Source organism: Paenibacillus sp. FSL H7-0943, assembly GCF_037963265.1.
GTDB lineage: Bacteria > Bacillota > Bacilli > Paenibacillales > Paenibacillaceae > Paenibacillus_AQ > Paenibacillus_AQ odorifer.
Genome location: NZ_CP150148.1, coordinates 432,076 through 449,609 on the forward strand (window position 1 = coordinate 432,076; position 17,534 = coordinate 449,609).

Annotated in this window: 16 protein-coding genes and 1 riboswitch; of the genes, 6 read left to right on the forward strand and 10 right to left on the reverse strand. The window is 45.9% G+C overall.

The annotated features are described in order from the left end of the window. Positions 1 to 252 precede the first annotated feature (252 nt). Positions 253 to 861 carry an RNA polymerase sigma factor gene (locus NSQ55_RS01925; protein WP_076124651.1) on the forward strand — a complete coding sequence of 203 codons (609 nt, stop codon included), beginning with the start codon at positions 253 to 255 and terminating at the stop codon, positions 859 to 861. After that, positions 822 to 1,784: a hypothetical protein gene (locus NSQ55_RS01930; protein WP_339170895.1), complete on the forward strand. Its 963-nt coding sequence runs from the start codon at positions 822 to 824 to the stop codon at positions 1,782 to 1,784. The genes NSQ55_RS01925 and NSQ55_RS01930 overlap by 40 nt, the downstream gene beginning before the upstream one ends. Before the next feature lie 473 nt (positions 1,785 to 2,257). Here the strand turns inward: NSQ55_RS01930 and odhB are convergent, their stop codons facing one another. Both odhB and NSQ55_RS01940 read right to left on the reverse strand, forming a co-directional pair. Continuing rightward, complete coding sequence (gene odhB / locus NSQ55_RS01935) at positions 2,258 to 3,544, reverse strand: 2-oxoglutarate dehydrogenase complex dihydrolipoyllysine-residue succinyltransferase (RefSeq protein WP_280753314.1); 1,287 nt, start codon at positions 3,542 to 3,544, stop codon at positions 2,258 to 2,260. Between the two features lie 52 nt (positions 3,545 to 3,596). Continuing rightward, positions 3,597 to 6,464, reverse strand: a complete 2,868-nt coding sequence (locus NSQ55_RS01940) for a 2-oxoglutarate dehydrogenase E1 component (RefSeq protein ID WP_076185640.1) — start codon at positions 6,462 to 6,464, stop codon at positions 3,597 to 3,599. 470 nt (positions 6,465 to 6,934) lie between these two features. Continuing rightward, a riboswitch (cyclic di-GMP riboswitch) is annotated at positions 6,935 to 7,019 on the forward strand. A gap of 27 nt (positions 7,020 to 7,046) precedes the next feature. On the opposite strand from NSQ55_RS01940, the gene NSQ55_RS01945 reads away from it, so the two are divergent. Further along, a complete protein-coding gene (locus NSQ55_RS01945) occupies positions 7,047 to 7,202 on the forward strand; it encodes an anti-repressor SinI family protein (protein WP_232061118.1) in 156 nt (51 codons plus the stop codon). A gap of 106 nt (positions 7,203 to 7,308) precedes the next feature. Here NSQ55_RS01945 and NSQ55_RS01950 read toward each other — a convergent pair whose 3' ends face one another. From NSQ55_RS01950 to NSQ55_RS01985, 8 genes are all read right to left on the reverse strand, one after another. Further along, the gene (locus NSQ55_RS01950) at positions 7,309 to 7,638 is read right to left on the reverse strand and encodes a helix-turn-helix domain-containing protein (protein WP_339174378.1); all 330 of its coding nucleotides are present in this window, start codon (positions 7,636 to 7,638) and stop codon (positions 7,309 to 7,311) included. Between the two features lie 169 nt (positions 7,639 to 7,807). Further along, complete coding sequence (locus NSQ55_RS01955) at positions 7,808 to 8,416, reverse strand: TasA family protein (protein ID WP_036682781.1); 609 nt, start codon at positions 8,414 to 8,416, stop codon at positions 7,808 to 7,810. Between the two features lie 90 nt (positions 8,417 to 8,506). After that, positions 8,507 to 9,097, reverse strand: a complete 591-nt coding sequence (locus NSQ55_RS01960; protein WP_076124645.1) for a signal peptidase I — start codon at positions 9,095 to 9,097, stop codon at positions 8,507 to 8,509. A 1-nt stretch (position 9,098) separates the two neighbouring features. Beyond that, complete coding sequence (locus tag NSQ55_RS01965; RefSeq protein ID WP_076304310.1) at positions 9,099 to 10,274, reverse strand: hypothetical protein; 1,176 nt, start codon at positions 10,272 to 10,274, stop codon at positions 9,099 to 9,101. Positions 10,275 to 10,653: 379 nt separating this feature from the next. Further along, entirely contained in the window at positions 10,654 to 11,631 is a 978-nt protein-coding gene (locus NSQ55_RS01970; protein WP_076124641.1) for an aldo/keto reductase, read from the reverse strand. A gap of 52 nt (positions 11,632 to 11,683) precedes the next feature. Then, positions 11,684 to 11,899 (reverse strand): hypothetical protein, encoded by a 216-nt coding sequence (locus NSQ55_RS01975; RefSeq protein WP_076275984.1) that lies wholly within the window; start codon positions 11,897 to 11,899, stop codon positions 11,684 to 11,686. A gap of 90 nt (positions 11,900 to 11,989) precedes the next feature. Further along, complete coding sequence (locus NSQ55_RS01980) at positions 11,990 to 12,556, reverse strand: PadR family transcriptional regulator (protein WP_036682773.1); 567 nt, start codon at positions 12,554 to 12,556, stop codon at positions 11,990 to 11,992. 5 nt (positions 12,557 to 12,561) lie between these two features. Beyond that, positions 12,562 to 14,082 (reverse strand): MDR family MFS transporter, encoded by a 1,521-nt coding sequence (locus tag NSQ55_RS01985; RefSeq protein WP_036682771.1) that lies wholly within the window; start codon positions 14,080 to 14,082, stop codon positions 12,562 to 12,564. Positions 14,083 to 14,348: 266 nt separating this feature from the next. Between NSQ55_RS01985 and NSQ55_RS01990 the strand changes: the two genes are divergently transcribed. The 3 genes from NSQ55_RS01990 to NSQ55_RS02000 all read left to right on the forward strand — a co-directional run bounded on the left by NSQ55_RS01990 (position 14,349) and on the right by NSQ55_RS02000 (position 17,526). Continuing rightward, positions 14,349 to 14,696, forward strand: a complete 348-nt coding sequence (locus NSQ55_RS01990) for a metal-sensitive transcriptional regulator (RefSeq protein ID WP_339170901.1) — start codon at positions 14,349 to 14,351, stop codon at positions 14,694 to 14,696. A 53-nt stretch (positions 14,697 to 14,749) separates the two neighbouring features. Next, positions 14,750 to 14,950 carry a copper ion binding protein gene (locus tag NSQ55_RS01995; RefSeq protein WP_076124634.1) on the forward strand — a complete coding sequence of 67 codons (201 nt, stop codon included), beginning with the start codon at positions 14,750 to 14,752 and terminating at the stop codon, positions 14,948 to 14,950. Positions 14,951 to 15,063: 113 nt separating this feature from the next. Then, entirely contained in the window at positions 15,064 to 17,526 is a 2,463-nt protein-coding gene (locus tag NSQ55_RS02000) for a heavy metal translocating P-type ATPase (RefSeq protein ID WP_076124633.1), read from the forward strand. The last annotated feature ends 8 nt before the right edge of the window (positions 17,527 to 17,534 follow it).

Here is a 17,534-nt window from a genome sequence, read left to right on the forward strand (position 1 = left end):
ACCTTCCATTAGAAGCAAACCTGGAGTTATCAGGTCTAATGGGAGGTTTTGTTATGCATCTGCTAAGCATAGACTCACCAGATTTTAACCGTGCATAATGGTATAAGTAAGAAATCAGGGCACACCAGCAGTCAGTGATTCAAACATTCTCCGAAGCCGTGATTGTCAGCTTTTATAAAATTTCCTTTAGTTTGGTTTACATAGGCACTTTTTTCGGTGGTCAAGTGTTATAGAGATATAAAGGTTAAGGAGGTGCTTACATCGCCACAGGATTCGCTAGACTCGACAGAGTTGGAAGAGCTAATCGTTAGGATTCAAAAGGGAGATTCCGAGCAGTATGCTTTAATTGTCAGGTCATTCCAAAAGCCGATCTATCGATATTGCTATCGTTTGTTAGAAAACAAGCAGGATGCGGAGGACGCGGTTCAGGATATTTTGGTAAAGGGTTATCAATCTATCCGGCAATACAAAACGCAAATGCATTTCTCGGCATGGCTCTATCGTATCGCATATCATCATTGCTTAAATCTGCTGCGCAGGCGTCGTCTGCATAAGCAAGTCATGCGTATTTTTCGTCCGGAAGTACTGTCTGCAAGCCCTGAACAGGAGCTGGATGCTCGGTTGTACAGTCCTTCATTGTCTGCGGCTTTAGCGGGATTGTCGCTTGAGGAGAGAAACATGCTTATTCTGCGGGTGTTTGAGGAACAAACTTATGCAGAGATAAGTGAGATTCTAGGGGTCAGTCCCAATGCGCTAACTAAAAGAATGAATCGGATCAAGCTAAAGGTTCAGGAAGCTATGAAGTCGGAGGAGGAGATCACATGGAAAGAAACAAAATCAGCAATGAATACCAAGATATAATTTATGCCTCGGCGGGCAATGAACTTTTGGATGAGGTAGATGTAGAAGATAAGGTCATGGGGCGTATTACTGGCATAACAGGTCGAAAGCGATCGTTCTCGCTGAGGGTGATGAATAAAACAACGGCAGTGGCCAGTATGTTAACGCTGTTTCTGCTGATTTCTGTGACTGCGTATGCTGCGTCTGAATATATCCAAATCCGCAATAGTGAAGGAGTAGTGAAGGTCCAACATGTTGCGCCGACTGAATCTGCAGAAAATGCTTCTTATGATAAATATGCGCAGCAAGCAGAAAAGTTCGCTAAACCGGGTGAATTGATCGCTTATCTTGTGAAAAATAAAGCAGGTGCAGCAGGCTTGGCGACAGAATTGCAGTTTAAGTATAAAGAGCAGCGGATAGATGCGTATTCTGATTTTTTAAAAGAAATCAAAAGAACAGGGGCGCCAATGCTTCCCGAAACGGCAGCGGGGTACGCTTTTAAATATAGTGTAATCCATCCTAATTCTCCGACTACGGATACAGCTAAGGGAAGTTCTCTGTATAAGGAAACATTAAATGATCTTACCGCTCAGGCAAATAAGGATAAGGGGACCCGCAATTTGTTTATGAAGGCTATATCGTGGTCCGAGCCAGGGGGGCTAAGTGTAACTTATTCGAAGAACAATGCTTTTATAGGGATCTCAGCAACGCTCATGCATGGGGGCAAGGTTTTCGTGGAACAAACGCCTGAGAATCAAGCTAATAAGCTCACAGTTGCAGGGACAGAAGTTATCTATAACAAGGTAGTAAGGGAAGAAGTCAGCTATGATTATCTGAACTGGTATAACGAGAAGCAGGATGCGTATTATACACTCACCAGCTATGGAGATAAGATTTTGACCCAGGAGCAATTTTTACAGCTGGCTGAGGAGCTATTGAAGTAGAGTTTTGAAGTTTGAAGTTTGAAGTTTGAAGTTTGAAGTTTGAAGTTTGAAGTTTGAAGTTAGTAGTTAGTAGTTAGTAGTTAGTAGTTAGTAGTTAGTAGTTAGTAGTTAGTAGTTAGTAGTGCGTAGTGCGTAGTGTGTAGTATGTAGTTTGAAGGTGCATGCGCTAAGTTAGTTGTATTATGTGCAATTAAAGTTCACCAATACCTGTATATAAGTACTTTAGTTGTATTTGATGCAGCTATTACTGGTTAGATTAGTGGAAATAGACGTTTTTACGGATTTTAGTTGTAGAGAATGCAATTAGAGAAGAGGCTATGAGCGGATCAGAAATAAATAAGTGTATAAAATACAGTTAAATCGTATGCAGGGAAGGCTGAAATTGGATCCAGATATAAAAAAAGGTATCCCCAAAGCGAGAGCTGTAGGGATACCTTCTTAATATTCTTATATCTTCGAAAATTCGAAGAGCGTTAGCCTTCTAGCAGTAGTGCTTCCGGATCTTCCAGCAATTCCTTCACTTTGACCAGGAAGCTTACCGCTTCAGAGCCGTCAACGATCCGGTGATCATAGGAAAGGGCGATGTACATCATTGGACGGTTTACGGTTCTTTCTTCGTCCAGCGCGATCGGACGCAGTTGGATCTTATGCATCCCTAGAATACCCACCTGTGGTGTATTCAGAATCGGTGTGGATAACAAGGAGCCGAATACGCCACCGTTGGTGATGGTGAATGTTCCGCCTTGCAGCTCGGAGAGGCTGAGCGTATTGGCACGTGCTTTGGAAGCGAGCTCGCCAATCTGGCGCTCGATTTCCGGGAAGCTGAGCCGATCCGCATCACGGACTACGGGAACTACAAGTCCTTCTTTCGCTGCAACAGCAATACCGATGTCGTAGAATTTCTTAACGACCAGATCTTCACCGTCGATTTCGGCGTTCAGCAGTGGATAGGTTTTAAGCGCACCGATCACGGCTTTGGTGAAGAAGGACATGAAGCCTAGTCCAACTTCATGTTTTTCTTTAAATGCATCCTTGCGGCGCTTGCGGATGTCGAGGATCGCTGTCATGTCCACCTCGTTGAAGGTGGTAAGCATGGCCGCGGTCTGCTGCGCTTCGACCAAGCGGCTGGCAATCGTGAGCCGTCTGCGTGACATGCGCTTGCGCTCCACGTTTTTGCCCTCGTCCGGCGTGGCTTTGCCCGCTGCCGGCTTCGCTGGCTCCGGCTTGCCTTGCGGCGCCGGAGCTACCGGTGCAGCGGCCTGCGGTGCTGCTGCACCATGACCGGACACATCGGCCTGACCAATCCGGCCGATAGGATCACGGGCGCTAACCTCGCCGAGGTCGATGCCGCGCTCCCGTGCCAGCTTGCGTGCGCCCGGCGATGCCAAGGCAGCGTGGCTGTCGCCACCTGCTGCAGGCACTTCGGGCGCAGCTACAGGCGCGGCGGCTGCTACTGCGTTGCCGCCTGCCGGAGCCGCTTTAGGCGCTTCGGCTTCGCTTGCAGCGGCCTGCGGCGTACTGCCGCTTGCGGCTCCAATGATGCCGATGGCTTCGCCAACGGCTACGTTCTCGCCCGCTTGACGCAGGATGGTGGAGATGACACCCTCCACCTCTGCACTAATTTCCAGATTGACTTTATCCGTTTCCAGCTCAGCGAGCACATCGCCTTGACCTACCGTGTCGCCTTCTTTAACCAGCCATTTGTAGATGGTTCCTTCGGATATGGATTCTCCCAGATCGGGTACTAAGATTTCTGACACAGGCCGTTTCCTCCCCAAACATAATGGTTTACGCTATTGTGATACCGTCCTCTTAAGAGGACGGTACAGCCGCTTGTACGTTCGAATTTGATTTTAGGGCTTCTGTTACAATTCTACGTTGTTCGAAGCTATGCACATCTGCATAACCACTGGCCGGGCTGGAACGTTCCGGACGGCCGATATATCTTACGCCGGCATTTTTCGGTGCGATGGCGCGCAACCGAGGCTCACTATAGCTCCAGCCGCCCATATTTTTCGGCTCTTCTTGCACCCAGACAATTTCCTGAAGGGAGCTGAAGGAGTTTAAATGTTCGCTTAGCTCCTGTTCCGGGAACGGATAAAGCTGCTCTAGGCGAAGAACATGCAGCCATGACCAATCCTTATCCGGTGCTGCTTCCAGTTCTGTTTGGATGTCGATAGCGACTTTACCGCTGCAGACTACGAGCCGTTTAACTTCACTTGGTTTCTGGCCAAGCAAAGATTCAGCTAATACAGGCTTGAATTGTCCTGAAGCCAGCTCGGTTCCGGCAGAAGTGCTGCGCGTATTCCGAATGAGACTTTTCGGCGTCATAATGACTAGCGGTCTAGCATCTTCCTGCCCGCATAACGCTGCTTGGCGCCGCAGCAGATGGAAATATTGCGAAGCGGTAGTCAGGTTAGCGACCGTCCAGTTCTCCTCAGCGGATAGCTGCAAGAACCGTTCCAGCCTACCGCTGGAGTGCTCAGGTCCCTGTCCTTCGTAGCCATGCGGCAGCATGATGACGAGATTGCTGCGCTGTGTCCATTTGGCGCGTCCAGCGGCAATGAACTGGTCAAAAATAACCTGACCCGCATTGGCGAAATCACCATACTGTGCTTCCCAGATTACGAAGGTTTCCGGTGCAAACACATTATAACCATATTCAAAGCCTAATACTGATGCCTCTGACAATGGACTGTTGTATACGCCAAAGGAGGCACGGGAATCGCTTAGCTGATGCAGCGGAGAGAATAAATCTCCTGTTTTACTGTCGTGCAGCACCAGATGGCGATGTGCGAAGGTTCCGCGCTGGGCATCTTGACCGCTCAGTCGGATGGGCGTTCCATTTTTCAGAATGGTAGCGAAGGCTAATGTTTCAGCTAGTGCCCAGTCGACCTTTTCACCCTCATTCAGTGCATCTTTACGACGTTGTAAAATGCGCTCCAGCTTCGGATAAACCTGGAATCCAGCAGGAACCGTCAACAGTTCACGATTGATCTCCTGCAGGCTGGAGATGGATACCGCTGTAGTGTTTGCCGCTGCGCGGTCCGTTTGTAGAGGAATGAAGGCTTTGGGTTCTTTTTTCTTATGATTGCCTTCCTTCATAGTATCGTACGCACGCTGCAATACGCTTTCTGCCTCAGCATTCATCTTTTGTACGTCTTCGGCGGTAAGAACCTTTTCGTTTTTCAGTCTCTCTGCATAAACCTTGTAGACGGTTGGATGATTGCGAACCTTGCCGTAGACAATAGGTTGTGTGGTTTCAGGATCATCCATTTCGTTGTGACCATGACGGCGGTAGCCGATGAGATCAATTACGAAATCTTTTTTGAATTGATGGCGGTATGCGCTAGCTAAACGTACAGCTGCTACGCAGGCCTCTGGGTCATCAGCGTTGACATGGACTATTGGGATTTCATACCCTTTGGCGATGTCACTCGCATAATGCGTAGAACGGGAATCTTCACTTTCAGTCGTAAAACCAATTCGGTTATTAACAATGATATGGATCGTCCCACCATTTTGATAACCTTGAAGTTTGCCGATATTAAGCGTTTCTGCAACAATGCCTTCACCTGGAAAAGCAGCATCGCCATGCATCAGCACCGCCATAGCTTTACTGGTATCAATCTTCGGCAGTCCTGCAGTGCTCCGATCTTCTTGTGCGGCACGAGTGAAACCTTCCACGACAGGATTGACGAATTCCAAGTGACTTGGGTTATTCGCTAGTGTTATTCTTGTGCGTACCGTTTCTCCTTCACGGACAGCACGGTCTGCACCGAGATGGTATTTCACATCACCTGTCCAACCATAGTTAATGCCTGTGGAGCCTTCGGAAGGGAAAAGCTCCTTGTTCGGAGAATGATGAAACTCTGAAAATATGATATCATAAGGTTTGCCCAAAATATGTGCAAGAACGTTGAGGCGGCCGCGATGCGCCATGCCCATCAAAATATGCTCCGCACCGTCATGTGCAGCAGCACGTACGATTTCATCTAACATCGGCACAAGAGCATCATTGCCTTCAAGACTGAAACGCTTCTGACCTACAAAAGTCTTGTGGAGGAAGGTTTCAAATTGCTCTACCTGAATCAGGCGGTTCAGGAGCTCTTTGCGTTCTGTATTATTTAGGGGTGCTGGTGAGCTGGTGGATTCTGCCTGTCTATTTAGCCATTGCAGTTCTTTTTCTTCATGCACATGCCCGAATTCATAGGCGATAGTCTTGGTGTATGCCTGACGCATACGTTGCACGGCATCCCATCCGGTATGCACATCATTCGGCGCATTTTCCCATATAAGCGTGGCAGGCAGTGCGATCAGGTCTTCGCGGGTCAGCCCATAGGTTTCAAGCTCAAGATATTTTGCCATGGGATTCTGATCGCGTACCAGCGGATCAATTTCAGCGGCCATATGGCCATATATACGAATATTGGCGATTAGCTTGGAAGCTCTTACTGCTTTTCTAAGCCATTCGGTGTCTCCCGAGATGCGCGGCTGAGGAGCCGGTTCGCTATCCGGAGTTAGGGGAGGAGGTCCCGAATTTGTAAAAAGCTCGCGATAATTATTTTCTACGGTGGAGGGATCTTTCACAAACTGTTCATATCTTTCTTGAATGTAGCCTAAATTGGGTCCGTAATACTTACTCCAAATGGATTCGTTATAGGGCTCTTTGGCTGCCATGAATACATCCTCCTTAACGGATGAACTCCATACGTGACATTTTGTGTCAACGCTTACTGGAGCTGTGATGATTGCGGTTTCATTTCTCATCTTATTGTGCTACTTTCGGCCACTGTAATCAATTCATTCTTTCGTCCAATACGTTCGCAAAATGGTATGGGTTAGCTTGTTCTAATGAAAAGAAGGGTGTTTCTTCTCATTACCCATTCTAAAGGCCTATTAAAATGATTCTATTATCCTTATTTTTAACTATTAGGTCAGTAAATATTTATTTTGCTAGTACAATTTATTTTATGTAACGGACGAGTATCGTGATAATCGGACAAGATCTTTGAAAAAAAATCTTTTATTTTTCGTTTTTAAAATAGAAAGTAACCAGGAATCGACACACTTTTCCGCTTTCTTTTTGTATAATGTTATTGCAGATAGTAATTTTATAGTTTTTTAAGCAGATCCTTTCGTGAAAAGGGTCCAGTAAAAGGTAAACTTGCCGAAAGGCAGGGGCACAAAGTCGCGGGTCTAAGGTAGAGATACTATGACAGCCGGATTGCCTGGGGACGTAAAATCTTAGGGGGAGATTTTTTGGAAAAGTCCAACCAGGGTAGCAACAGAGAACAGCAGTTTATTGATCTGGATCAAGAGTGGGTACATTTATTATTAGCAGCTAAGAAGGCTGGCATTAAGGCAGATGAAATCCGCCAGTTCTTTCATGAGAAAACTGTGCAGATCGTGCAGTAATACATTAGAGGGGTTACATATCGAAAAAGGGCACAGCGGTTCTTCGCTGTGTCCTTTTTCGATATGATTAGTAGAAGAGAGGATCTTACCAGATTAGTAGGAAGTATTAATCCTTTTGATCGAGCTTCCATTTCTGATAGTCCAGAAATTCTTTGAATTCGCGTTTGCTAATGCCTGAGTCCATAGCTTCCTGCACCAATCGGAACCATTCCGAATCTAAATGTGATTCCTCTGCATTATTGGGTTCTCCATAGAGTAGGGCATGAATGGATACCTGAAGCGCGTCAGCGATTTTTTCGATAAACTGGATGGATGGATTGGATTGGATGTTTCTCTCCACGTTGCTAAGATACGACTTAGCCACATCTGCTCTGTCCGCAAGCTCAGATAGGGAGAAACCCTTGTCTAGGCGGAGCTGCTGGATACGTTGGCCCATATTCTGTGGCACTATGCTGACGCCCCTCCGTAATTTTTGTTATTAGTATAGCAAATATCAATAAATCGGACAAAGTTTATTGTAAAGAGAAGAGCAGCAATCTGCTTATCCGTGACCGGATTCAGGATCTGCTGCTCTTCGAGTATTTTATTAAATTACTTTATTGATCTTAGTAGTCTTTTTTCGCACCTTGTTTAGCTACGAAATCCCAAGTCAGTGTTAAGCTATCGCCTTGGAAAATATTTTGATCTTGGTTATTTTCCACAAATTCGAATTGGACGGAGAAGCTGTCGTTGGTACCGGCTTTAATACCGGATGCTTCGGTAAAGAGTTGATCCCAACCTGTATTTTTTACGAGATCCGGATGCTGACTTTTTAAAGCAGCAAGTGTAGTCTCATAAACTACATTTTCAGGAGAGACGATAGGTACTCCTTTATCATTATTTCTAAGGAATTTAACTTTAATGAACTCGGCTAAATCCAGGTAGTTATCTCCTTTAGCATCCGTGATTTGAGTCGATGTATTCAGAATAATAGATCCGATATCGAGCGAACCATCGTTTTTCAATTTGAAGGATTTAGTTACAGTATCACCTGGTTTCAGGTTAGGAATATTAACGATGACAGAAGGGTCGGAGTTCAGATCGAGCGTGCCCGCTGCGAATGTAGCTGTGCTTTGCGCAGTGTCGCTAAAGTATGCGAAGGTTCCTCCGCCGATTAATGATAAACCCAGTGCTGCAGATGCTACGCCAAGACCCAATGTTTTCTTGATACCCATAATAAAATTCCTCCTCAAATTTGTGTTTGAATTTTTTATAAAATTTATATATTGTATCTTCCGGTTCGTAAGCGGAAGTGGACAATCAACTTAGGGCTGTGTTTCTGTTGGGGGCGGTGAGGCTGGCAGTAGGGCAGCATTTTTCTTTTCTAATGCAGCTACAGCCTTCCAAGAGGTATACAGAGCATAGAGCAGAAGCATCAAGCCAGGCACGATCATGAGGACTACACTTCCAGCTTTGGAAACCGCGAAATTCATAGCGTAACCGACATAGGGTACAGTGACCCCGGTATACTGAGCTACAACATTCACAGAACTGGTAGGGTTCATGTCGGGCGCGTCGTTGTTATCGCCTTTAGTGCGATAAACAGCTTCACCAGTAGCGTTATTGACGGTCGCTTCTACAATCCGGTGAGTAATGAGCAGATTATCTTCATTCCTAAAGGTGATGACATCGCCTGGTTTGAAACGATTCATATCCCCTCCGGGTTTTAATGCGACAATTGAGCCTGTCTGAATTCCTGGTTCCATCGATCCTGAGAGTACGGTTTTGATCTCATATCCGAAGAAAGCAGGTTCACCGCCGGAGGCCTTGGATAACACTACGGCTGCCACCAGCAGAATAAAGATCACAAGCATTAAGCTCGATAGGGTATTATTGATAATTTTTTTAATTCGCATCTTATTCTCCACCTTTCTCAGGTTGAGGGTCCGAAGGAGCTTGGGTTGCTACCGGCGGGGTAGTCGTACTGTCTTCCGCCTTTGGCGTCTCTTGTGGAGCCTCTTGCTGAGGGACATCTTTTGGAATTGTGAGCTCTTCGCCAATTTCCGGCTTAACCGGGTCAGTGGCTGGGGCTTCAGGTTGTTCTTTATTTGGGGCTTCCGGAGCAGCTTCACCTGATGTTGGAGGGGTTGCCTCAGCTTTCGCTTTATCCTCGGCTTCTTGTTGCTTTTTCTCCTCAGCCAAACGTTCTTCTTCTTTTTTCGCTTCTTCTTCTTTCTTTGCTTGCTCTTCTTCTAGCCGAGCTTTTTCAAGCTCTTCTAGTTTTTGCTCGCGAGTCTGACTGATCAATTGGAGTTTATCTTGAAGGGTAGTGATACCTGAGGTTGCCGATTCTTTAAGGTTAGTCAATTCGGTATTTAGAGCTTCATAAGATGAGGTGAGGTCGCTAGAGATCACGCCGTCTGGTTGAGTGAAGGTAATCAGGAATGGCAGTGGCTGTGGGAACTCTCCTTCGCGTAATTCAAGTTGTCCATAAACATCACTGGTAACTACCGAAGCGAATGGAAGACCGACATCGTGTATGGAGGTTAGGTAACTAATAACTCCATTTAAGGAAGCATTCAAGGATTCCGAGATCACACCGCTTTGATTCAGGCTGCTTTGTAAATCTCTGAAAAATTGCTCGTCCTTGATTTCTAGACAGTTGGAATCTAGAGAAGTCATATATCCTCCTATCTGGAAGAGTAAGGCTGCTGCTGCACTTAGCTCATTGTGGATTTGATTCCAAATTTGGCTGTTAGCCGCCAGTTGCTCGTTAACGCTATCTATTTGGGATTGAAGCGCCGCTATTTGCGAAGAAATCTCTTCTGCAGCGACATCAAGCTCTTCCAGCGACATCCCTTCTATTCCCGAAACGTCCGAGTAGTTAGCTGATGAGGAAAAGGGCTGTAGTGATTCTTTTAAAGTGAGCGCTCGATTAACATGCTCTTTGAACTCTGTAAGCAGTGCCTTGATCGAATTCGGAAATACTTCGCAAAAGCTAATCGTGCTAGTGGTTTGCGTAGCGGCTCCAAAGCCTCCATAGGTACCACCAACTTGCTGCGAGGTATATAGAAATAAGACGGAGACAGCCATTCCTGATTGCAGTATACGTAATCCGATTTTCCTGTTTCTTCTAGGTCTTCTCCTTGCTGATCTGGGTCTCAGAGGAATACCTCCCCTCAATGTCTGTTTCTTTGGTTCGTTATTATCGTTCTTTATTAAGAACAACTTCTGTAATGAATCATACATGGAATAAATCAAAAAGAAAACTGCCAATAACGCGCATTTGTACTCTATAAAGAACGAAAATGATAATTTATCTCTAAATAACTCCATATATCGCTCGATTACTAAATATATTCTCAATAAAGAACGATGAGTTAGAGTGATTCGCAAAAAAATACCCGGCTCGCAGTAGTAACGCGAGCCGGGCATAAGCGGAGTAATGAAGTTGAGAATATAAATGTATATGTTACGGAAGTTTTGAACCGCGTGAACTAACATACAGGTCATACCATTCTTTACGGCTAAGCTCCAGCTTGTCCGCATCGGCACAGGCAGTAATACGCTTCGGATTCACAGTTCCAATAACAGGCTGAATGGCAGCTGGATGTGTCATTAGCCAAGCCAGTACAATGGCTTCGGGTGTTGTTCCTTTTTCATCTGCGAGCTGTTGGACCATAGCTGCTGTTTGGACGATATTCTCCGGTTGATCCTCTAATGAACGCCCGCTAAATAGACCTTGGGCGAGTGGCCCCCAAGCTTGAAGCTGAATGTTCTCCATTCGACAATGTTCAAGGGTTCCCTCAGGGAAGATAATATCCTTCCAGGGTTCACGATTTACACTGATTCCAGCATCCACCCAGCTGATCTTAGCCAAGCTCATATGCAGCTGGTTTACGATAAAAGGTTCATCGCAATAAGTCTGCAGCAGCTTGATCTGAGCGGCGCTCATATTGGAAACCCCGAAATGACGAACCTTACCAGCGGCCTTCAGTTGATGTAATGCGGAGGCTACTTCCTCGGGATCCATTAAGGGATCAGGTCTATGCAGTAGAAGAATATCAATGTATTCGGTCCCAAGTCGTGACAATATTCCATCTACACTGTTCAGAATATGTTGGCCAGAGAAATCAAACGTATTAGTGCTGTCTCCAGGCTCCATTAGCTTAATTCCACATTTAGATTGAATTATGATTTCTTCACGTAGTCTTGGACGATCCTTAAAAATCTGACCGAATACCTTCTCCGCCTTCCCACGAGTATAGATATCTGCATGATCAAACATGTTGATGCCGATGGAAAGGGCGGCATCAACCGCTTCATGTCCCTGTTTAACATTCTCCGCAGTAATCGGCTCATGGTCCCAGTCACCGCCTAGCCCCATGCAGCCTAAAGCAATGCGGCTTGCGGGAATCCCGCGCTTGTTTAAAGGTAACGCTTTCAACAATGTGATTCCTCCTTGGAAATTATGATTGCGTACTTGTAGATATTGTACACTCTCAGAAGCCCGTATGGTATTTTTTGTCGCTGGAAGAGCGGTGTTTGGTCTCTTCTTTATTCTTTTCTTCTTGCTTTTCCAGCGTCAAATCTTCCATCGGAATCGGGTCTACATTCTGCTCACTTTCATGAAGATCGAATAGACTTTCTTTCTCTGTTGGATATTGTTCCGGGTGATCCCGTTTGTCACTATTCCGCTGATGTTTTTCTTGAGTCATTTTTACCGCCTCGCCTTTCTTTGAGATTTAATGGCTATTGTGCTCGTTAATAAACGTATTTTGACTCCCTTAAACAGAAAAAAGAGGCCATTAGGCCTCTAAATTCAACGGTGTCCCTATGTCTTTTAGCTTGCGTGCTACAACATCATCGTATAGGCGCTGCAGCCATTTCAGCTCAGTCAGGGTGTGCTCATATGTACCGTACATTAGATGCAGGGCAGAACGAGGCACGATGGAGATATGCTCCTCGTATACCTGATAAGCCAGATTAACCTGATGTTCTGTTTCCCGGAGGCGTTCCTCGAGCAGCTTCTCAACCTTGCTCTGATCGATATGACGGGACATAGCCAGGGCCATATACATCGGATGATAGAAGGGTTCGTTTTTCTTAATTTGTTGCAGGATAAGCTGTTCGAATAAAGCTTTACCTTGCTCCGTTATGGCATAGATTGTTTTGTCCGGCCGATCACTGCTGCGGATGACCTCTAAAGCTTCTATATAACCATCTTGTGCAAGCTTATCCACAGCATAATAGAGTGATCCCATCTGCAGCTTCGTGATCCGGTCCATGGAACGTTCCTTCATCACTAATGTGATTTCATAGGGATGCATGTTCCGCTCCAGCAGTAAACCTAAAATGGCTAATTTCATGGACATAATGGTTACCTTTTGCCCTCAGACGCCTGAACAGCTTTAGCAGGAATGGTAAGACGGTCTTTTGGCATGAGCAGTACAAAGACTAGACCGAGCACTGCAGGAATCAAGGCCCACATAAAGGTTTGGGCAATAGAGGTGGATAACGCACTTGATATTTTTTCTAATATTTCAGCAGGGATCTTCGCTCTTGCTTCAGGTGTTAACGCAGCGCGTGGATCTCCGAAAGCTGCTGACTGTTCACTACCGCCAAAAGCATCGCTTAGACTGTTAGTAAAGCTATTCCGCTGAATAATCCCGAAGATCGTAATTCCCAGCGTCATTCCAAGGGAGCGCATGAAGGTACTGGTCGATGTTGCCGATCCCCGTTGGCGCATATCGAAATTATGGATAGCTGCCATACTCAGCACGGAGAAGGAAAAGCCTACGCCGAACCCAGTCAGAGCCATAAATACATTAAGCATGAGACGGGAGGTATCTGGTGATAAAGTGCTTAGGCTGTAGACCCCTGCGACAAAGCAGACTGCGGATAGGATCATAATGTTGCGGAAGCTGGTTTTTGTTGTAAGCAGCCCCCCGGTCTGACTGCCAACGACCGTACCGATCATCATCGGCATAAGGATCAGCCCTGAGTTCGTAGCTGAGCCGCCAAATACACCCTGCACAAAGATAGGAATGTAAATAGTAGCTACGATAAAAGCAGAGCCATAAAATAGGCTGGTCACGCTGCTTGTTGCAAACAACCGTTTGCGGAACATAGCGAACGAGATCACAGGTTCAGCAGCTACTCTCTCAATAAGGATAAACGCCAGCAAGAGAACAGCAAAACCTACGAATAAGCCAAGGATGGCACTGGAATCCCAAGCATATTGATTACCACCAAGTTCCAGAGCGAACATTAGGCAGATAATCGCGCCAACCAGAGTGAAGGCTCCGCCCCAGTCAATGCGCTGTTTAGCGTGGGAGATCGACTCCTTATAAGAAGTTGCAATCAGGAACAGTGCAATAATTCCTAGCGGCAGGTTAATGTAGAATACCCACTGCCAACCAACATAGTCGGTAATATAGGCACCGAGTAAAGGTCCAAGTACACTGGAGATTCCGAAGACGGCTCCAAAGAGACCGGTCAATTTCCCTCTTTTTTCAGGCGGGTAAATGTCGAAAACGATGGTGAAGGCGATTGGCATTAGTGCACCGCCGCCGATCCCTTGAATGGCACGGTAAATACTGAGCTGTGTGATACTGGTGGCAGTACCGCACAGAGCCGAGCCAATCAGGAATACAATCAATCCGAAAATGAAGAAACGTTTACGTCCATACATATCAGAGAGCTTGCCGAAGATAGGAGTTCCGGCCATTACCATTACCATGTAAGCCGAGGTGACCCATACGATTTTATCCAGACCGCCAAGATCTGAGACTATCGTTCCCATAGCTGAAGCTACAATGGTATTGTCCATTGCGGACATAAGAATCCCAAGCAGCAGGCCAACCACTACGAGTTTAAGATTACTTTCTTTAGTATGCATGCTTCGCAGCTCCTTTTTCTTAATAGTGATAGTGATAGTTCTGTTCGAAAAATGTTCATAATTAGAAGCAAAATTTATTATATTCAAATTTGAATAGGGAGGCAATAGTTTTTTTGAAAAAATAGAGATGTATAGCCAACCGTAGAAGAATACGGCGGTAATATAGGGACAAACTACCCGTGGAGATCATCTGTGGATGAATTAGGAATGCCTCTTGACATACCCTACGGGGGTATATTATATTATAACCAAGGAGGCTGATTCTTATGTCTACTGCCAAGAAAGAGCAAGCTGCAGAATTCTGCGACATAAATTGTCATTCTTCATCATCAGGAGAACGAAAAAGTCATCATTCGGCAGAATTCAAGAATAACTTGAATACGCGCCTCAACCGGATTGAAGGCCAGATCCGCGGGGTAAAGGGTATGATTGAGCGGGATACCTATTGTGATGATGTACTCAACCAGCTCGCGGCGGTACAGGCGGCGTTAAATGGTGTCGGTAAGATGCTGTTAGAAGGACATATGAAAAGTTGCATTGTTGAGCGAATCGAAGCTGGCGAACATGAGGTTATCGACGAGCTCCTAATTACGGTTAACAAATTAATGAAATAATAAGCTAATGCTTCTAGAGCATAGCTTCACAACATTTATTGGAGGTTATATTAATGTCAAACGCTACATTAAACGTTGAAGGAATGTCTTGTGGTCACTGTGTTAACTCTGTAGAGAAAGCCGTAGGCAATCTTGGAGCCACAGCTAAAGTTGATCTTGCTGCTAAGAAAGTTTCCGTCGAGTATGATGAGAACAAAGTAAGCCTTGGTGCGATTAAAGAAGCAATTGTAGATCAAGGGTATGACGTAGTTTAATTTGAAGCACAGTAATAAGGCTTGGAGTGATATGGGGAAGCTGCCCAAAGCTCCAATGCCTTTTCTTTTAGAAATTATCATACCCTATAGGGGTATGTGGAGGCGTGGAAATCATGGATAAAACCAAAACAACAGCTTCACCAAACGAACAGCAGGCAACTGTACAGATTACAGGTATGACCTGTTCCGCTTGTGCAACCCGAATTGAGAAGGGTTTGTCCCGGATGGACGGCGTATCTCGTGCGAATGTGAATCTAGCCTTGGAACAGGCTACAGTTGGATTTGATCCGACAGTATCAGGGTTGCCACAAATTGAGGATAAAATCCGTTCTCTTGGTTATGACACTATTAAAGAATCTGCGGATTTTGATATATCGGGGATGACCTGTGCTGCGTGTTCCTCACGGATTGAAAAAGTGTTGAGCCGTACACCGGGTATAGCAGCAGTTAATGTGAATTTAGCGCTGGAAACAGCACATGTAGAATATACACCCGGTAATATCAGTCCAAGGGAGATCATGGAGAAGGTAAGCAGTATCGGATATAAAGCTTCTCTTAAAGAAGACCGCAAGGATCATGTGGATCGTCGTGGAAAAGAAATTCAGCATAAAAAGTGGAAATGGATCATTTCTGCAATTCTTTCGTTCCCATTGTTATGGGCGATGGCGGGTCATTTCTCCTTCACCGGCTGGATTCCAACACCGGATATATTTATGAATCCTTGGTTCCAGCTTGTGCTGGCTACCCCTGTGCAATTTATCATCGGTTGGCAGTTCTACGTCGGTGCTTATAAAGCCCTTCGTAACCGGAGTGCCAATATGGATGTGTTAGTCGTATTAGGGACGTCGGCAGCTTATTTCTACAGTCTTTATCTGACTATTGATTCCTTAAGCATGAAGGGAATGAATCATACTGTAGAAATGTATTATGAGACGAGTGCTGTACTCATTACACTTATCCTTGTCGGTAAATGGTTTGAGGCGCTGGCGAAAGGCCGTTCCTCTGACGCAATCAAAAGCTTAATGGGGCTTCAGGCAAAAACCGCCCTCGTAATTCGGGATGGGCAAGAAATGAATATCCCGACAGATGAAGTCATTCCTGGCGATATTGTACTGGTGAAACCCGGAACAAAGGTACCTGTGGATGGTGAGGTAGTCGAGGGATCTTCTTCTGTGGATGAGTCTATGTTGACCGGAGAGAGTATTCCTGTGGAGAAAAAAGCAGGGGATACCGTGATCGGTGCCACTATGAATAAGAATGGTATCTTGAGAATCAAAGCCAATAAAGTGGGTCGCGACACTGCGCTGGCTCAAATTATCCGAGTAGTGGAGGAAGCTCAAGGCTCCAAAGCTCCGATTCAGCGGATTGCCGATGTAATCTCAGGGATTTTTGTGCCGATTGTTGTGGGTATTGCCGTAATAACTTTTCTGATCTGGTATTTCTGGGCAGCCCCTGGCCAGTTCGCTGATGCCCTCGAAAAAGCCATTGCAGTGCTCGTAATCGCTTGTCCATGTGCGCTAGGTCTGGCAACGCCAACCTCCATTATGGCAGGATCGGGCCGGGCAGCAGAGCTTGGAATTCTCTTCAAGGGTGGGGAGCATTTAGAGGGAGCGCAAGGGATTCAGACCGTTGTACTAGATAAAACAGGTACAGTGACGAATGGTAAACCCGTGCTTACCGATGTTGTGACTACTACTGGAATTGCAGCTTATGGAAAAGAAAACGCGGAAAACCGATTGTTAGCTTTAACTGCAGCTGCTGAAAAGCTATCTGAGCATCCACTTGCGGAAGCTATTGTTGCTGGCGCTGCTGATAGAGGTTTGGCTTTGCCTACTGCTGAGCAGTTTGATAATGTGCCCGGACGTGGAATTATGGCCGTTGTCTCCGATCAGCAGGTTATGGTAGGCACGCGGCGGATGATGGAAGATCATCAGCTTGATATCACAGAATGGACTCCAATTATGAAGAAGCTGGAGGAGTCGGGGAAGACAGCTATGCTAGTAGCGGTAGAGAGTGAAATCGCTGGGATTGTGGCCGTTGCTGATACGATTAAACCGACCTCAAAAGCGGCTGTAGCCGCGCTCCATGATATGGGTATTGAAGTCGTAATGATCACTGGTGACAATAAAATTACAGCTGAGGCTATTGCGAAGCAGGCAGGGATCGAAAAAGTGTTAGCAGAGGTTCTGCCAGAGGGCAAAGCCGAAGAGGTTCGCAAGCTCCAACAGAATGGGACTAAGGTTGCCATGGTTGGGGATGGGATCAACGATGCTCCGGCACTGGCTACTGCCGATACGGGTATGGCGATTGGGACAGGAACGGATATAGCTATGGAAGCAGCTGATATTACGCTGATGCGCGGGGATCTGAAGAGTATTCCTGATGCGATCATGATGAGCCGCAAAACGATGAGAAATATTAAACAAAATTTGTTCTGGGCGCTTGCTTACAATACAATAGGAATACCGATTGCTGCACTTGGGTTTCTAGCCCCATGGCTGGCAGGAGCTGCGATGGCATTTAGCTCCGTGTCTGTTGTCTTGAATGCACTTCGGCTACAGCGGGTAAAGCTGTAATATCACTA

Coding starts and splice junctions, on each gene's coding strand:
- NSQ55_RS01960 (WP_076124645.1), bottom strand. CDS start 9,097: ATGCGAATTAAAAAAATTATCAATAATACCCTATCGAGCTTAATGCTT.
- NSQ55_RS01930 (WP_339170895.1), top strand. CDS start 822: ATGGAAAGAAACAAAATCAGCAATGAATACCAAGATATAATTTATGCC.
- NSQ55_RS01985 (WP_036682771.1), bottom strand. CDS start 14,082: ATGCATACTAAAGAAAGTAATCTTAAACTCGTAGTGGTTGGCCTGCTG.
- NSQ55_RS01975 (WP_076275984.1), bottom strand. CDS start 11,899: ATGACTCAAGAAAAACATCAGCGGAATAGTGACAAACGGGATCACCCG.
- NSQ55_RS01980 (WP_036682773.1), bottom strand. CDS start 12,556: ATGTCCATGAAATTAGCCATTTTAGGTTTACTGCTGGAGCGGAACATG.
- NSQ55_RS01940 (WP_076185640.1), bottom strand. CDS start 6,464: ATGGCAGCCAAAGAGCCCTATAACGAATCCATTTGGAGTAAGTATTAC.
- NSQ55_RS02000 (WP_076124633.1), top strand. CDS start 15,064: ATGGATAAAACCAAAACAACAGCTTCACCAAACGAACAGCAGGCAACT.
- NSQ55_RS01965 (WP_076304310.1), bottom strand. CDS start 10,274: ATGGCTGTCTCCGTCTTATTTCTATATACCTCGCAGCAAGTTGGTGGT.
- NSQ55_RS01955 (WP_036682781.1), bottom strand. CDS start 8,416: ATGGGTATCAAGAAAACATTGGGTCTTGGCGTAGCATCTGCAGCACTG.
- NSQ55_RS01995 (WP_076124634.1), top strand. CDS start 14,750: ATGTCAAACGCTACATTAAACGTTGAAGGAATGTCTTGTGGTCACTGT.
- NSQ55_RS01950 (WP_339174378.1), bottom strand. CDS start 7,638: ATGGGCCAACGTATCCAGCAGCTCCGCCTAGACAAGGGTTTCTCCCTA.
- NSQ55_RS01990 (WP_339170901.1), top strand. CDS start 14,349: ATGTCTACTGCCAAGAAAGAGCAAGCTGCAGAATTCTGCGACATAAAT.